The organism is Spirosoma sp. KNUC1025, assembly GCF_045160025.1.
In the GTDB taxonomy this organism is placed as follows: domain Bacteria; phylum Bacteroidota; class Bacteroidia; order Cytophagales; family Spirosomataceae; genus Spirosoma.
This window is the reverse complement of record NZ_CP087139.1, coordinates 6,313,106-6,328,849: the sequence shown is the minus strand read 5'-3', so window position 1 is coordinate 6,328,849 and position 15,744 is coordinate 6,313,106. Positions and strand designations below refer to the sequence as shown.

13 protein-coding genes and 1 pseudogene are annotated in these 15,744 nt (G+C 48.3%); 6 read left to right on the top strand and 8 right to left on the bottom strand.

The window, feature by feature from the left end; genetic code table 11:
- Nucleotides 1-18: 18 nt before the first annotated feature.
- The 5 genes from LN737_RS27720 to LN737_RS27700 all read right to left on the bottom strand — a co-directional run bounded on the left by LN737_RS27720 (nucleotide 19) and on the right by LN737_RS27700 (nucleotide 7,807).
- Nucleotides 19-1,218, bottom strand: a complete 1,200-nt coding sequence (locus LN737_RS27720) for a DUF3500 domain-containing protein (RefSeq protein WP_405514012.1) — start codon at nucleotides 1,216-1,218, stop codon at nucleotides 19-21.
- Between the two features lie 333 nt (nucleotides 1,219-1,551).
- Entirely contained in the window at nucleotides 1,552-4,683 is a 3,132-nt protein-coding gene (locus tag LN737_RS27715; RefSeq protein ID WP_405514010.1) for an efflux RND transporter permease subunit, read from the bottom strand.
- Between the two features lie 97 nt (nucleotides 4,684-4,780).
- Nucleotides 4,781-5,836 (bottom strand): efflux RND transporter periplasmic adaptor subunit, encoded by a 1,056-nt coding sequence (locus tag LN737_RS27710; RefSeq protein ID WP_405514008.1) that lies wholly within the window; start codon nucleotides 5,834-5,836, stop codon nucleotides 4,781-4,783.
- A gap of 103 nt (nucleotides 5,837-5,939) precedes the next feature.
- On the bottom strand, nucleotides 5,940-7,271 hold the full coding sequence (locus LN737_RS27705; RefSeq protein ID WP_405514007.1) for a TolC family protein: 1,332 nt from the start codon (nucleotides 7,269-7,271) through the stop codon (nucleotides 5,940-5,942).
- A 59-nt stretch (nucleotides 7,272-7,330) separates the two neighbouring features.
- Nucleotides 7,331-7,807 carry a MarR family winged helix-turn-helix transcriptional regulator gene (locus tag LN737_RS27700; RefSeq protein ID WP_405514005.1) on the bottom strand — a complete coding sequence of 159 codons (477 nt, stop codon included), beginning with the start codon at nucleotides 7,805-7,807 and terminating at the stop codon, nucleotides 7,331-7,333.
- A gap of 155 nt (nucleotides 7,808-7,962) precedes the next feature.
- Between LN737_RS27700 and LN737_RS27695 the strand changes: the two genes are divergently transcribed.
- Nucleotides 7,963-8,205, top strand: a complete 243-nt coding sequence (locus tag LN737_RS27695) for a hypothetical protein (protein WP_405514003.1) — start codon at nucleotides 7,963-7,965, stop codon at nucleotides 8,203-8,205.
- 11 nt (nucleotides 8,206-8,216) lie between these two features.
- The gene (locus LN737_RS27690) at nucleotides 8,217-8,543 is read left to right on the top strand and encodes a Uma2 family endonuclease (RefSeq protein WP_405514001.1); all 327 of its coding nucleotides are present in this window, start codon (nucleotides 8,217-8,219) and stop codon (nucleotides 8,541-8,543) included.
- A 5-nt stretch (nucleotides 8,544-8,548) separates the two neighbouring features.
- Here the strand turns inward: LN737_RS27690 and LN737_RS27685 are convergent, their stop codons facing one another.
- The 3 genes and pseudogenes from LN737_RS27685 to LN737_RS27675 form a co-directional block, all read right to left on the bottom strand.
- Nucleotides 8,549-9,466 (bottom strand): helix-turn-helix domain-containing protein, encoded by a 918-nt coding sequence (locus LN737_RS27685; RefSeq protein ID WP_405513999.1) that lies wholly within the window; start codon nucleotides 9,464-9,466, stop codon nucleotides 8,549-8,551.
- Nucleotides 9,467-9,495: 29 nt separating this feature from the next.
- A complete protein-coding gene (locus tag LN737_RS27680) occupies nucleotides 9,496-10,272 on the bottom strand; it encodes a Uma2 family endonuclease (protein ID WP_405513997.1) in 777 nt (258 codons plus the stop codon).
- A pseudogene (locus tag LN737_RS27675) lies at nucleotides 10,227-11,998 on the bottom strand (ABC transporter ATP-binding protein). Before LN737_RS27675 ends, LN737_RS27680 begins: the two are co-directional and overlap by 46 nt.
- Before the next feature lie 270 nt (nucleotides 11,999-12,268).
- On the opposite strand from LN737_RS27675, the gene LN737_RS27670 reads away from it, so the two are divergent.
- The 4 genes from LN737_RS27670 (at nucleotide 12,269) to LN737_RS27655 (ending at nucleotide 15,651) form a co-directional block, all read left to right on the top strand.
- Complete coding sequence (locus LN737_RS27670) at nucleotides 12,269-13,135, top strand: nuclear transport factor 2 family protein (RefSeq protein ID WP_405513995.1); 867 nt, start codon at nucleotides 12,269-12,271, stop codon at nucleotides 13,133-13,135.
- 86 nt (nucleotides 13,136-13,221) lie between these two features.
- Nucleotides 13,222-13,971, top strand: a complete 750-nt coding sequence (locus LN737_RS27665) for a M15 family metallopeptidase (protein WP_405513993.1) — start codon at nucleotides 13,222-13,224, stop codon at nucleotides 13,969-13,971.
- Between the two features lie 81 nt (nucleotides 13,972-14,052).
- Nucleotides 14,053-15,201, top strand: coding sequence for a glycoside hydrolase family 5 protein (locus tag LN737_RS27660; RefSeq protein WP_405513991.1), 1,149 nt, complete (start codon nucleotides 14,053-14,055; stop codon nucleotides 15,199-15,201).
- A 228-nt stretch (nucleotides 15,202-15,429) separates the two neighbouring features.
- A complete protein-coding gene (locus LN737_RS27655) occupies nucleotides 15,430-15,651 on the top strand; it encodes a hypothetical protein (RefSeq protein ID WP_405513989.1) in 222 nt (73 codons plus the stop codon).
- Nucleotides 15,652-15,744: the final 93 nt, after the last annotated feature.

Below are 15,744 nucleotides of genomic sequence, written 5' to 3'. Positions count from 1 at the left end.
TGCCTGATATTCATTCGATTAATTGCCACCATAATCGTCCGTGTGATCACGCCATACTGAGTGTGGGTGAGGAGTGTTACGAATGATAACACCGCCCTGATATGAAAACTCGATCCAGACGCTCGGTCCGTCGATGCGAACATAATCATTCTGCGACGCAACACTTGTCGTTCCCGAATAGGCAATATACGTATTGGCTAACTCCGACGTATACTTAGTCAGAATCGTAGCCGCTGTGTTGGCGTCTAAGTCGTTGACGTAGAGTTTAATAGTATTAAGTACCAGCGCCTGCTTATCAGCGCTCAACGTACCCACCTGCAAGCCGGATTTAGTGGCGGGAAATTTACCATCCTGACCGGGACCCAGCACCAGATCGGTATACGTAGACGAGAGCTTGGCACTGGTCTGCTCGGTGCTGCTAAGGCCGGTCAGCAACGTAGCGAAAGCTTGTCGTTCCTGTTCAAATGGTTGATAGGTACGGCTGTTGGCGCTCAGCTCCGAGGCTGGCTCAACGCCCCGAAATGCTGGCGTAACCCCCGTAATCTGTCCGCCATTAAACGTGTAGGGCTGTGTGTAATGGTGACCCGTAAACAGGATTTCCCACAAGCCGGTTGTACTGGGAGTCCCCAGGAACGATAAATAATAATTACCAGCCCCGTAACCCGAGCCTCCCCCGGCGGTGTTTAAGTAGTCGTCGGCCACCAGATTTCCCATCATTTCATCATATCCCTCGTTTGTTGCGTTGAGGGCCAATACCGCAACCATCAAATCTCTGAAGGCTGCCTGTTGTGTGCTACTGAGCGAACCTAAATTGATACCAATTCGAGAGGATAACGACGCTGGCAGGTTCGACCATTTCTGGGCATTGGTTTTGCTATAGGTCAATTGCACGGTCGAGAGTTGTGTACTGTTCAAGGTAGCTTTGAAGGCCTCGGCCAGGCAAACAACCTGAGCCAGGCCCGTCTGGGATGAACAGCTTGTGTTTGCTGAGGTTGTGTTCGAAAGTAGCTCTGTAATCGAGGACGAACTACCCGAAGTAGTGGTCGAGCCTGGCGTTACGGTAGTTTCCGTTTTTTGACAGGAAAGAATCGCTAAAAAGCAGACTATGACTGTAATGCCGATTTTGAAATAAGATATACGCATCCGTTGAAGCAGGAAGTTGATACATTCACCATTACGTGTGGAGCGGTGGTATCGTTGCCGTTTTACTGGATACATATACAACTCAAGCGGATATTTTTAGAACCTGCTTTAGGAGAAGATTCTAAGCTCCTGCTTTATAGCCATCTTCATTTCAGGCTTAAATTAACCACTACGGGATCTGATATTAACAGCAAACTACAGCTACGTATATGCATGGTATCTGTGGTTATATTACTGATTTACAATTGATTAACGTAATGCCTAATTTGCGTTCGTTTAGGGATGTGGAGTTGGATTGAAAAGGATATTGTCATAAGCGAATGAACGTAATGAAGCCCTTCAACCGGCGTAGCTGTACTCAAGTGTTGGCTATGCTGGTTGAAGGGCCCCGCTGTCGTGTGTTGCCTATTAACTGATCGCTTTCGCGACTTCCAGTTCCTGCGGCTTTTTCGGAGTTACGTTTTTCTTCGTGAATCGGGCAATCAGCCGATCAACGACCAGATACACAGAGGGCACTACCAGCAACGTCAACAGGAGCGAAGACGTAAGGCCGCCGATGATGACCCAGGCCATACCGTTTTTGGTTTCAGCGCCAGCACCAGAAGCCAGCGCAATCGGCAACATCCCAAACACCATAGCGAGCGTGGTCATCAGAATTGGGCGAAGACGTTCCTTGCCGGCTTCGACAAGGGCATGAATCACATCGTGTCCTTCGGCTTTTAGCTGATTCGCAAAGTCAACAATAAGAATTGCGTTCTTGGCAACCAAGCCCAGCAGCATAATCATGCCGACAATCGAGAACACGGTCAGGCTTTGCATCGACAGCGCCAGTGCCAGCAACGCACCAATCAGAGCAACCGGGATGGAGAACAACACCACGAACGGGTAGACAACACTTTCGTAGAGCGCCACCATGATGAAATACACCAGCAAAATGGCAATCATCAGCGCCAGACCCAGACTGCCGAACGCGTCGGATTGCTGCTGCAACTGTCCCAAATACTGAACGGTGACACCCTCGGGTAATTTGACCTGCGCCATTTTGGCCTGAATATCAGCACCGACCGTACCAACTGGTCGTCCGATAACCTGCGAGTTAACCGTAATGGACGACAGCCGGTCAATACGTTCCAGCACGCTTTCGCCCGTTTGTTCCTGGACCCGCGCAAATTGCGATAGTTCGAACGTTTTGCCCTGGTTATTGACGAACGTTAAGCGGCTGACATCCTGCGGATTGGTACGGTCGAAACGGTCCAGACTGACCAGAATGTCATACTCGTTTCCGTTCTGCTTGAACTTCGACAGATCGTTTCCGCGGAAGGCGTTTTGCAAGGCTATTCCTACATCTGAAGCACTGATGCCCAGTTGCGCCATTTTCTCCCGGTCCAGACTCACGGTTACTTCGGGTTTCGGGTCTTTCACCGAAAACTTCACATCCTGCGTACCCGGAATGGAAGTCACTACGTTTTTCACCTGAGCAGCCGCCTGCCGGATGCTGGCCAGGCTGGTTCCTTTTACCGCAATCTGAATCGGTGCCTGCGACGCGCCCACGATACCCACCGGGCTCACGGTTACTTTCACACCCGGAATCCGGCCAACTTCCCGTTTCAGCAGCTGCCCGAAATCTTCGGTGGAGAGCGTCCGTTTTTCTTTTTCGGTCAGCTTTACGTTTAAGTCAACGATGTTGCTGTTGGACGACGTAGCAATACCACTGCTCGTGTACCCTACGTTTGTAAAGACATTCGTTACTTCAGGATGCTTCAGAATAATCTGCTCGGCTCGCTGAGATACCGCATTGGATTCGTAGATAGACGCTGTAGGCGCTAATTCCAGCTGTACACTCATTTCGCCCTGATCGCTTTGTGGCATGAAAGCCGCCCCGATGAAGCCAGCGGGCACCAACGCAATAGAGCCAATCAGCATGACAATAACTGCCACGAAAATCCAGCGTTTATGACCCAGAACGGATTCCAGAATACGGCCGTAAGCGGCCGTGATCCGGTCAAGCAGACGCTCGAAACCGAGGTTTAATCTACCCCATAACGAGTTGGGACTTAAGGCCTCCTGTTTTCCGAAGCGTGATACCAGCAACGGTGTAAGGGTGAACGACACAATCAAACTCATCAACGTCGAGAATACTACGACCAGCGAGAATTCCCGTAGGATGTTCCCGATCAGTCCGCCAGTCATAGCCAGTGGTACGAATACCACAATGTCGACCAGCGTAATGGCCATGGCGGTAAAGCCAATTTCGTTACGTCCTTCCAGTGCCGCCTGAACGCGCCCTTTGCCCATTTCGAGGTGGCGGTTGATGTTTTCGAGAACTACAATGGAGTCGTCGACCAGAATACCCACCACCAGCGAGAGGGCCATCAGCGTCATCAGGTTCAGCGAGAAACCCGATAGATACATCAGGATAAACGTCGGAATCATGGAGGAAGGCAGCGCTACCAGCACAAACAGCGACGACCGGAAACTATGCAGAAAGAGCAGCATCACGACCGACACGATCAGTACGGCCAGAAATAAATCATCAACTACAGCATGAGCCGAAGCCAGCGTATACGTCGACTGGTCGGACGCAATGTTGAATTTAACTTTGATATCACTATGCTGCTTTTCTAACTGCGCAATACGTGCCCGTACCAACTCACTCACCGACACAGCGTTGGCATCCGACTGTTTCTGGATTTGTACCCCAATTGAAGGCAGGCCGTTGATGTGGTTAATGGCGGTAGGTTTAGCTACTGCATCCACCACCTCAGCCACATTGTTCAGAAGTACCTCGCTGCCGTCGGTGCGCCGGGCGACAACCAGAGTCCGCAAACGGTTGACGGTTTCGACCGACGCATCGAACCGAATGGAATATTGCGATTTCTGCGTTTCCAGCTGACCCGCTGGGTAGCTGGTGTTAGCTGCGTTGATAGCCTGCGACACCTGACCAATGGAGACGCCATATGCCCGCAACTTTTCGGCATCGACATTCACCTGAATTTCGCGCTCATTACCGCCAATTACGTTCACCTGCCCAACGCCCGCAACGTTGGAAAGCTGGGGTTTTAACTCATTGTCGATCAAATCGTATAGTTTGGTAGGCGACAGGTTGGCCGTTACGCCCATCCGCAGAACCGGAATTTCATCCGTCGAAAATTTATTCAGAATCGGACGGTCTACTTCGTCGGGCAAGAGGTTGATAATCTGCTCGATTTTACGCTGGGCATCCTGTTGCGCCAGTGTTACGTCGACCCCGTTTTTTAGCTGAATAATGACAATGGACGCGCCTTCCTGCGAGGTGGCCGTCATGCGGTCGAGTCCTTCCAGCGACGACAGGGCATCTTCAATACGTTTCGTTACGTTCGTTTCAACCTCATCGGCTGAGGCACCCCGGTACGTAGTGGCTACACTGATTACGTTGGCCTCGAATTTCGGCAGCAGATTGTACGATAGTTGCTGGTAGCTGAGCACACCGAACAAAATCAGTACGGTAAAGATGGTCGTTACCAGTAACGGCCGTTTTATGGCGATCTCGGTTATTGACATGATTCAAAGAGTGAAAGAGCGAAAGAATGAAAGAGTGAAAAGCTGACGCGAGAGCTTGCCGAATGGCATTCGCTCAATCACTCATTCATTCTTTCGCTCATTTTGTAATTTGTACAGGTTTGCCGTCACTTAGGTTCAACTGGCCGGTGGTTACTACTTCGTCGCCAGCCGACAGGCCGGTCAGCACTTCGATCGTGTCGCCAAAATCACGACCGACGGTAATTTTGCGTTGACGGGCTACGTTGTTATCCACTACGTACACATACGGATTTTTGATACTTTCGACCAGTGCAATCCGTGGAATCTGAAGGGCTTTCTGATTCGATTTTTGTGAGAAATCAACGTTGACAAACGTACCAGCTTTCAGGGTATTCGCATTGGCAATCGTAATCTCAACCGGGTAGTTATGTTCGTCGGTGCCCTGTGGGGCGATGTACGTAATCTGACCGGTGAATACTTTTCCCGGAAACACGTCGGCTGAAACGTTCACAGACTGGCCTTTGCGCAGTTGGTACACATCGCTTTCGTTGACCAGTACGTTGACTTTCAGGCGGGCTATATCCAGAACTTTACCCAGCGTACTACCCACGGTGATGTACACGCCAGGTTCAATAGCTTTCTGAACAATCTGTCCGTTGATTGGGGCCTTTACGTTCGCATCCTGAATCTGCTTTTGAATCTGCTCGGCCTGATTAACAGCGCTTTCGTAGTTATACCTGGTTTCATTCACCTGAATTTCGGTGGTTGCGTTTCCGGCCAGCAGCGTATTGTAGCGGTTGACGTCTTTCTTAAGCTTGTCGATGTTGAGTTGTGTGGCCTGCAGAGAAAGTTCGCGAAGACGGTTATCCAGTTCGACCAGCGTTTGGCCCTGACGTACCTGCGTACCCAGGTCAAAATTGACGCGGGTAACTTTGCCGGCTGTAGTAGCCGTAATGTTGGCTTCCCGGTAAGGAATCAGATTTCCTGTTTTGACAAGCTGCTGACTAACCGCACTTTCTTCTACGCGGTTGACCGTCACCGGAATCGCTACGTTTGTATTGACGACCGGTTTGTTCTGGGCATCGATCTTCTTTTTGTTCGACGCCAGTCGGAAGCCGATCAACGCGATGATGACCACTGCCGACACAATAATGATACCTGTTGTTTTTTTCATGACCTATTAAAGGAAATGAACAATGGATAATGTAAAATGAATAATGCGTTGTAAGTCAGCTATTTTTCATTGTCGATTATACATTTTCATTAGCCATTACTTTTTATAGTTGATTATAAAAATTAAGTAAGGAGCCTTTCGATTGTTCTAAATCGAGCCGGGCCTGATACAGATTAATGAGTGAATTGATGTAGTCGGACTGAGCCTGGCGGTACGATGTGTCGGCATTCACCAGATCGGTGAGCGACTTGACCCCCTGCTTGTATTGTAGCGTAGTAACATTATAAACTTCCTGAGCCAGCTTAACGTTTCGGTCACCGTTCAGTACGTTCGTCTGCGCGCGCTGAATCTGCGACTGTGCATTGTTGAACTGAAGCCGGTAGGCCGCTACGTTCAGGCGTTGCTGTTCTTCCTGCGTCAGTACGGTGAGCCGTTGCTGTTTTACCTGCGCATCGCGCTGTAGCCCGTCGAAAATGGGGATGCTCAAGCGCAGGCCAACGCTGCCAAACCCAACGAATTTGTTAAACAGCTGATCGAGTTTCTGGGCGCCAAGGTTTAGCGTTCCATAGTTGGCTGTCAGGCTCAAAGTCGGTATGTAGCCGGCCCGGACCCGTTCCAGTTGCAGGCGTTGCAAATCCAGATTTGTAGCCGCCTGCTGGAAAGAAACCAGGCTTTGCGCATCAAAGGGCGTCTGTTCAACTACAGGCAGTTGAGTCAAAAGGGTCGAATCCGATAAAACCAGATCCTGATCCTGTGGTAAACCCATCTGGTACCTGAGCCGGTTGAGCGCGAGATTGTAATCGTTTTCGGCCAGCGTCAGTTGCGACTGCGTACTGTTGTAGTTGACCTCGGTACGTGTATAATCGACAGGTTGAATCACGCCATTGTCCCGCTGCAATTTCAGAATGTTCAACACCTGCTGCGTCCGCTGGAGGTTATCCCGAAGGAGGGCAATCTGCTGTTGCGCAATGAAAACCTGATAGTAGTTGCTGGCGATGTTGTAAATAATGTCCTCTCGAGTCTGACGGGTGTTCAGTTCGGCCAGTTGCTGATTGGGTTTGTTGGCTTTTAAACCAAGCAGCAGTGAGCGATCATAAATCGTTTGGCTGGCTTGCGCCGTTAGGTTTATCTGGTATTTCTGACCAATGATAAATACCTGAGGTTCAGGCCCGAATACGCCCGCCGGTATAATGCTTTGCTGTAATTTGATGTTGTCCGTAGCTGTTCCTGTTGCTGAAATCTGCGGCAGATACTGACCCAAGGCCTGACGAGCCTGCTGATTAGCGGTTTCGACCTGATACTGAGCAATACGTACCGTTCCAAAATGTTGCAGACCATAATCGATACAGTCTTTCAGCCGAAAGCTGTTTGTCGACTGGGCCCAGCTACCCTGAGCCAGCATCAACAATAAACCCAGTGCAATTTTATGTTTCATAAGCGGAATAAAGTTGAGGGGTCTACAGTAGACATGTCAACTATTTATTTAAAAAAATGTTACTTCTCCAACAGTGCCGAAATTTTTCGCAGCGTCACTAAAAACGAATCAAGTTCTTCACCTGTTAGCTGATCGGTTACCTGCTTATCAATCGTTTCGGCGGTTTCAATTACTTTCTCAACAACCATTTTCCCGGCTGGTGTCAATTGAATCAGGTTCTTACGCCGGTCAATGTCATCGGGAACGATACGCAGGTAGCCATCCCGCTCCAAAGTACGCAGCGAGCGCTGGATGCCCGATTTATCTTTCTGAAGCATATTGGCAATCTCCTGCTGCGATAATAAATCATCACCTGAAAAGTAGGTAGTAAACAGAATCGGGAATTGCTCAATTTGCAGCGTAAACCCCAAACGACTTAATTCTCTATTCGATTTCCGGGCCAGAAGATGTCCTACATGTGTGGTTGTGAAAATGAGCAAGCGGCCCATCCGTTCCGAAACCTTCTCTTTTAACTCGTCTTCTTTAGTACCGGTCATGGCGCAAATGTAATACTAGGTTGATATATCAACCAATTTTTTACTAAAAAAGTTTTTGTATTTTTTATGGATGCCTCCTGGATAGAGAAGCGGCTCTATTTTGATTACTTTTCGGGATTAGGTAGATTTGTTGATAGCTAAAGACATGCTCAATTATGCAGTTGCCTCTAAATATCCCCCAAATCGACCGCTTCACTGACGACGAATTAGTCCGGTTCTGCCTGGCCAATCCTGAGCTAAACATTGAGCGCGATGAAAACGGCACATTATATATCGACATGTCTCCCACACATTTATTAACGAGTTCCAACAACAGTGAACTGAATACCGAAATCGGTATTTGGAACCGCAAAACCAAAGCAGGTAAAGTAATCGACTCGAATGGCGGTTTTTCCTGAATGATAAGTCCATGCGAGCGCCTGATGTGGCCTGGATTCGCCTGGATCGCTGGGATGCGCTCTGTAAGAAAGACAAACACTCGTTCCCTCATCTGGCACCTGATTTTGTGCTCGAACTGGTCAGCGATTCGAATAATCTGGATCTTGTTAAGGCAAAGATGGAGAAGTGGCTGGCCAATGGCGTCCGTCTGGCCTGGCTGGTATCACCTGAAGAGAAGCAAACATATATTTATCGACCCGGCCAGGCTGTCGAGGCCAGAGCCTTTATCGATACCCTATCCGGCGACAACGTACTGGTGGGATTTGAAACGGTACTGGCGAATATATTGGAGGAATGAAGTATTTAGTCAGTATCATTCAGGCTGTTGTTTGCGCGTAAACTAAGTTTTAAAAGCGCTTTCTCAATTGAATTAAGTGCCCCTATAATTTCCTTATTTGGATTGCCAATTAAAATAGGTGGGGTTGATTCTATCCCAATTACTAATTCTTGTACGTAGTGATTCTGTAACAAATCATCATACTCAATATTTAGCTTAACGTCACGACCAAACGATTCTTCAGATTCAAAATATAAAGACACATCAAAAAAGAAAGGATTGTTTTGGTCAATCAGTGGAAGTTTGATTGGAAAATCTTGAGCACGTGCTTTCAGTAGCTTAGGTAGTGGAAATAAGGACAATATAACGTTAACCGCTGGTGCATTTGTAATTGCTACTATGCCAAGTTGTAAGACTTGTTCATATCCCGGTTTTAGTCTAAATACATGTGATAATTTAGGGTTCGTACTAAAACGCTTTGCTCGTATTGCCTCAACTATATAATGTCGAGCTGGTACGGTATGAGCGCCATTGCGAATGTAGTAACGGTTATCTGCTGCCATATGAGGACCTATAGTGCTCTCTTCTATAGCCACAATCAGAACCGCATGAGCTTCCTTGAGAAAACCTCTTCCATCCACATCATCTAGTAGCTTTACGGAGTATTTAGGTTTGGGTTCTATCTGACTTACAACTATATCTACCCAATCACGACGGGATTGTCTACCTATTTGCAAAGATATACCGCCGTCTACCTCTCCTGTTTTATCATTTATTCCGGCTATAAAGAATCCCCCACCAGAATTCGCAAAGCCCGATACAGCCTTTTGTAATTTATCTTTTAGTTTATCATCAGGAGTCAAGCTAGACTTATATTCGTAATAGTCATCTTCATCTTGAGGAAGTTGATCTATTGTGATTTTGTCAACATCAATTATAATCATAACGACGCTATTTAAAAGTCAATCTTTGACTAACTAAACAACTCGTTTACAGTCATCTGCAATTCGGGTAGAATAGGGGCTGCACTCAACATATCATTATCCGTGCAAATACGAACGGTTTTGGAGGAAGTATAGACGTGTACTTCTCTAAAAAGTGGAAACACCCACCAGACAACCTGTACACCTGCATTAAAATATTCGTGCCGTTTTATAAGGCTCTTTAATTCATTGTCCGTTTCGGAAGCGAGTTCAATAACAAGACCTGGTATAACAGGTTCGCCGTTTCCAACCAAACTGAATTGATCAGCAGTGTAATAAGCAATATCTGGCCGACGCATCTGGGTTTCAGTGAGCCAGACTTCTACTTCGGCAAGCAATTCATTTCCCTGCTGGTAAGCTTGTGTTTTTGAGAAAAAGCGTGCAATACGTTTAAAAAGCAAAATTTCATCCTGTCTCATGCCAGTGGTGGGTTCAAGCATGCCGTTATAAAATTCGTAGACGTAGTTGTCGTCCGACTCCCAACATAGAAAATCGGCTTTTTCCATCGTCTGACCTATGTATTTCGGCAGTCCGTAACGATCGTAGTATATAGCGTCAATTGTTTCCATGAGGAAGTGGCTTTTTTCAAATATAAACAAAAACGCCGAACCTTCCGCTCCGGCGTTTTCATCGTGCGATGTTGTACTTACTGAGCCATTGGCTGGATTGATAATCGGGCTCTGCTTACCAGAAACACAAAAGCCAGTAAGCTCTCCATAAATTAAGCCGTTACCAGCTCTTTCCGCTCGCCGATTTGTTGCCGCCACATAGCGTAGTAAAGGCCTTTCTGGGCTAGTAATTCCTCATGACGACCCTGCTCGACAACGTGGCCCTGCTCCAGCACAAAAATCCGGTCGGCGTGGAGGATCGTGCTCAAGCGGTGAGCAATCAGAATCGTGATGTGTTGACGTGAACCCGACAGGTTACGTACCGTACGGCCAATTTCTTCTTCCGTTAGTGAATCCAGTGCCGAGGTCGCTTCATCGAACACCAGCAGCGCAGGCTTGCGAAGCAGGGCGCGGGCAATACTCAGCCGTTGTTTTTCGCCCCCCGACACTTTCACTCCGCCCTCTCCGATGACCGTATCGAGTCCCTGTGGGGCACGGGCCAGCAAGGAGTTGGCAGCTGCCTGATGCAGTGCTGTCAGGCACTCCTCATCGGTAGCGTTAGGTGCTACAAAGCGTAGGTTCTCGCGGATGGTTCCGGCAAAAAGCTGCGTATCCTGCGTTACGAAGCCGATCTGCTCCCTCAGTTCATCCAGATTTACCTCGGAACCGGGTATTCCATTGTACAAAATCTGGCCGCTCAATGGTTTATATAAACCCACCAGCAGTTTTACCAGTGTAGTTTTTCCAGAACCGCTCGGCCCGACAAACGCAACGGTTTCGCCGACGTGCGCATCAAACGAGATACCATCAAGGGCCGGTTTTTGGGCTGTCAGGTGTTTAAAATGAACATCCTCGAAAGCCAGTGTTTTCAGACCGTTGACGGGTTGCGGTAGAGCCGGTTGAACGTCGCGGGGGTGTTCAGGATTTGCTGGAAATTAGCCAGTGAGGCTTCCGTTTCGCGATAAATATTGATGATGTTGCCCAGTTCCTGCAAAGGGCCGAAAATGGCGAAGGAGTAAATGAACAACGAGAAAAATTCGCCCACCGTTATTTCGCCCCGTACAACCAGAAACAGCATTAGCAGCATAATTGAATTGCGGAGCAGGTTCACAAACGTTCCCTGTATAAAAGACAGCGACCGAATGTACCGTACTTTTTTCAGTTCGAGCTTCAGAATTTTGTCAGTCGTAGCGTTTAACCGTTCGGTCTCCTGCTGTGCCAGACCGAGGCTTTTTACCAGCTCAATATTGCGTAGACTTTCTGTTGTTGAACCAGCCAGTGCAGTCGTTTCGGCCACAATGGTTTTCTGGACGGTCTTGATTTTTTTGCTCAGCAGTGAACTCACAAAACCAAGCAGCGGAATGGTCAGAAAATAAGCCGGAGCAATGGGCCAGTAGACGGTCGCTGCATACCACATCACAAACACAATACCCACTACCGACGTAAACAACACATTTACAAACGATTGAATTAGCTTTTCAACGTCCGAACGTACTTTCTGTAGCTTGCCCAGCGTCTCGCCCGACCGCTGATCTTCAAATACCTGATAAGGCAGCTCAAGTGAATGCCGCAGACCGTCGGTATAGAGCCGTGCGCCAAGCCGTTGCGTAATCACGTTGACGTAGTAATCCTGGAAATTCTTGGCAATGCGGCTTACCATTGCCACGCCAAGGGCCTGCAAAATCAGGAGACCCGCCCCGTTTTTCAGGAAGCCCCAGAAGTTGATTGTGCGTAACGTACCGCCCGGCTTAACGACGTACTGATCAATAATTTTTCGGAAAATGTACGGGTCGAGCAGCGAGAAGATCTGATTGATGGCTGCCAGTAAGAGCGCCAGCGCCAACAGGCCCCAATAGCGCCGTAAATAGCTGTAGAGAAGTTGCATATATGAGTTGGTGGTAAAGCAGAAGCCAATGGTTAATGATAAATCGGACGTAGCAACCCTGGACTTCTTTGCAGTACAACAAAAAAACTGGCGTATTGAATCCAAAAAGAACCGGTCGGATGCGATGGTTTCAGGTAAAATTTGCTGGTAGCCAAATCAGTTGCCGTATTTTTCAATTCATCCGGTTAATTCACCACTTAAGCGGTTGGAACTGGCAGGATCATCGATGAGCATGTATTTTTAGTCTGCAATCATCTCACCAATAAACGTATGACTTTCCCACTTTTTCTTCCGGTACTCTTCCTGTTGATCATTCCTCCGTACCAACCGACTAACACACTCCAGGCCGACTACGAAGCGTTGGTAGCCGCCGAGCGCGGGTTCGCCAAAGCGGGTCTGGAAAAAGGGATTCGGGATTCGTTTGTAGAAAACCTCGATGAGCAGTCGGTTGTGTATGCCGGTAATCAATTTCGCCCTGGCAAAGCTACCTACGAGCGTGCCCCTAAAGGCACCGAAAAGCTGACCTGGCGCCCAAATTATGCCGAAATTGCAGCATCTGGTACGTTAGGCTTTACAACTGGCCCCTTTGAATTTCGTCCGAAAACCATGGACGAAGAACCTGTGGCTTATGGGCAATTTACGAGTGTGTGGCACAAAACTGCATCCGGCGACTGGAAGGTGCTTATTGATTTCGGTTGTACGCACCCAAAACCTGCCAAGCCCGGACCTGATCTTAACCCGCCAACACGCTTTTCGAACAAACGAATGATAGCCTCTGATACGACTGTTTCTAACCAGGAACTAAGGCAGGTTGAAGCGGCATTTGTGCAAACAGCCCGGACCAAAAACCTGCGTGATGCGTACCGTTCGGTTCTCCCTGCCAGTGATTCGATTCGGCTGTTGCGCGAAGGCTATGAACGCTATGAAGGAACTGCGGCCAAACGTCTGGCTGATAGGTCGACCCAGCCCGTTGATTATCAGCCCTTGCAGCTAATTACCTCCCGGTCGGGCGATCTGGGGTTTTGTTATGGCTATGCTACGTTCAATCACAAAAAAAACGCCTACCTGCGTATCTGGCGCAAACGTAGCGGTCGCTGGCAACTGGCGCATGAAGTGCTGACGGTAACATTTAGCTAGAGACGAGCGAAGGGTAAAAGGGGCTGGTGTATTTGAGAAGCGATTCGCTATATTCGTTTTTACAGCTACGTTCTGTAACCTCCGCTATGCACCATCCATTACGTTGCCTGCTTCTTTTAAATGCACTGTTGATCGGCTGTTGTTCGCTGGCTCAGAAACCGCTAACGTTTGATCTGCCTAAAAGTAAGTATGGCCTGCCCGTAGTGAATGACGTATCGATTTACCGGAAAATTGTAGAAGCTGATCCAGAAAATGAACTGGTTGATATGCGGCAGATACTGCCCGATGCACAGTTTGATGTTACGTATGCCAATACCTCTAACTTTCTGAAGCGGAAGCTCTATCCGACGGCCGATGTGTTTATGCGGAAGCCTGCGGCATTGGCTATTCAGCAGGCACACGAAAATCTTAAGAAGCGAGGACTTGGTCTGCTGCTTTTTGATGGATACCGGCCTTATGCCATTACGGTGCTTTTCTACGAAGAACATGGCGACACTACGTTTGTAGCGGACCCGCGCAAAGGATCGCGCCATAACCGGGGAATGGCTATAGACCTGACGCTATTCGACCGGAAAACCGGTAAACGGCTGTCGATGCCATCGGAATACGACGAATCGACGCCCCGCGCTTTTCACAACTATATGCAGTCGGACAGTGCGTCGCTGGCCCATCGCGCCATTCTGAAAGCAGAGATGGAACGGGTTGGTTTTTCGATTTTCCCGTGGGAGTGGTGGCACTACGATTTTCGGGGTTGGGAAAGTTGCTTTACGTACGATTTATCCCACCAGACAATCCGCAACGCCAATAAAACCTCCCATAAAGCTAAAGCAAAGTAGCACGTAGCAGGAATTATAAAGTTGCCATTTATTCGACTTCCTCAGTAGAGTAGATTCGGGGTTTTGGGCTCTCTTTGGCGTATGCAACGGAGGACATTTATTCAGAATACCAGCCTGATCACGGCGGCTCTTGGCACAGTTGGACCGGATTTGCTGGCCACGTCATTAGCACCGAACGTAGCGAAAAACAAGCTACCCAAATGGAAAGGATTCAATATGCTGGATTTCTTTTCACCCGATCCGGCTAACAGCCGCCCGGCTACGAAAGAAGATTATTTTAAGTGGATGCAGGATTGGGGGTTCGACTTCGTCCGGATTCCGATGGCGTATCCATCTTATCTGAAATTTGACCGGAGTCGGAACATTACCCCCGAGGAAGTTTATCAGGTTGACCCACAGGCCATCGACCGGATTGATGCGTTGGTAGCGATGGCGCATAAATACAATCTGCATGTCAGCCTGAATCTGCACCGGGCGCCCGGCTACTGCGTCAATGCGGGTTTCAACGAGCCCTACAACCTCTGGACCGATCAGGCAGCGCTCGATGCCTTTTGTTTTCACTGGAATATGTGGGCCAAACGCTACAAAAACGTATCGTCGCAGAAAATCAGCTTCGATCTGCTGAACGAACCCAGTATGCGAGCCGACATGAACGACCAGCATTCGAAGCGCAGTACGGTACCGGGCGCTACGTATCGGAAAGTCGCCCAGGCTGCGTCGCAGGCCATCTGGAAAGAGAATCCAAAGCACCTGATTATTGCCGATGGCAATGATGTGGGTAGTTCGGTGATTCCGGAGCTTACCGATCTCAACATTGCCCAGAGTTGCCGGGGCTATAATCCGGGTATAATCTCTCACTATAAAGCGCCCTGGGCGAATAAAGACCCAGAGCATCTGCCCGAACCCAAATGGCCGGGGCAGGTCGGCGATAAGTACCTAAGTCGGGCCATGCTCGAAACGTTTTACCAGCCCTGGATTGATCTGGTCAACAAAGGCGTAGGCGTGCATTGTGGCGAGTGCGGCTGCTGGAATAAAACACCACATGCCGTATTTCTGTCCTGGTTCAGCGACGTACTGGACATTCTGACAAGCCACGGAATCGGGTTTGCACTCTGGGAATTTTCGGGCTCCTTTGGTATTCTGGATTCTGGTCGGGCCGATGTGGCCTATGAGGACTGGCACGGTCACAAACTAGACCGCAAACTGCTGGATCTAATCAGGAAGGTGTGAAGCCTGACAGAGTGAGCCGATTAGAATCAAACCGGAAAATGCAACTTCCTGATGACGATACGACCCCTACGGGGTCAAATGTTTGTAGAAAGTAAATTTCTCTATAAACATCTGACCCCGTAGGGGTCGTATCTACTGGAATGCCCGATCACATCCACCTTCTGATTGGCATGAAACCATCCTGTTGTTTATCTGAACTTAGTTAGAGAAGTTAAGAAATCATCAAACGTGTTTATTCAGGAAAAACGGTTTAGTCAATTCAAATTTGAATGGCAGGACGGCTACGGTGCTTTCTCGTACAGTCATTCGGGTTTAGATAATATAATAGCTTATATCGCCAATCAGAAAGAGCATCATCGAAATCGAACATTCCGCGAGGAATACGTAGCGTTTTTGCGAAAATTTCAAGTTGACTTCAAGCAAGAGTATTTATTTGAATGGATTGAGTGAATTCAAAATTATATTGAAGTTGTTGAGAGTTCGTTTTCTAGTCTGTTTCACCCCTAAATCCCCTGAAAGGAACTTTGTACTGATTAAAGTTCC

What these genes read in the sequence shown, in the direction of transcription:
- LN737_RS27720 (WP_405514012.1), bottom strand. Translation starts at nt 1,218, where the DNA reads ATGTATCCAGTAAAACGGCAACGATACCACCGCTCCACACGTAATGGT.
- LN737_RS27715 (WP_405514010.1), bottom strand. Translation starts at nt 4,683, where the DNA reads ATGTCAATAACCGAGATCGCCATAAAACGGCCGTTACTGGTAACGACC.
- LN737_RS27710 (WP_405514008.1), bottom strand. Translation starts at nt 5,836, where the DNA reads ATGAAAAAAACAACAGGTATCATTATTGTGTCGGCAGTGGTCATCATC.
- LN737_RS27705 (WP_405514007.1), bottom strand. Translation starts at nt 7,271, where the DNA reads ATGAAACATAAAATTGCACTGGGTTTATTGTTGATGCTGGCTCAGGGT.
- LN737_RS27700 (WP_405514005.1), bottom strand. Translation starts at nt 7,807, where the DNA reads ATGACCGGTACTAAAGAAGACGAGTTAAAAGAGAAGGTTTCGGAACGG.
- LN737_RS27695 (WP_405514003.1), top strand. Translation starts at nt 7,963, where the DNA reads ATGCAGTTGCCTCTAAATATCCCCCAAATCGACCGCTTCACTGACGAC.
- LN737_RS27690 (WP_405514001.1), top strand. Translation starts at nt 8,217, where the DNA reads ATGCGAGCGCCTGATGTGGCCTGGATTCGCCTGGATCGCTGGGATGCG.
- LN737_RS27685 (WP_405513999.1), bottom strand. Translation starts at nt 9,466, where the DNA reads ATGATTATAATTGATGTTGACAAAATCACAATAGATCAACTTCCTCAA.
- LN737_RS27670 (WP_405513995.1), top strand. Translation starts at nt 12,269, where the DNA reads ATGACTTTCCCACTTTTTCTTCCGGTACTCTTCCTGTTGATCATTCCT.
- LN737_RS27665 (WP_405513993.1), top strand. Translation starts at nt 13,222, where the DNA reads ATGCACCATCCATTACGTTGCCTGCTTCTTTTAAATGCACTGTTGATC.
- LN737_RS27660 (WP_405513991.1), top strand. Translation starts at nt 14,053, where the DNA reads ATGCAACGGAGGACATTTATTCAGAATACCAGCCTGATCACGGCGGCT.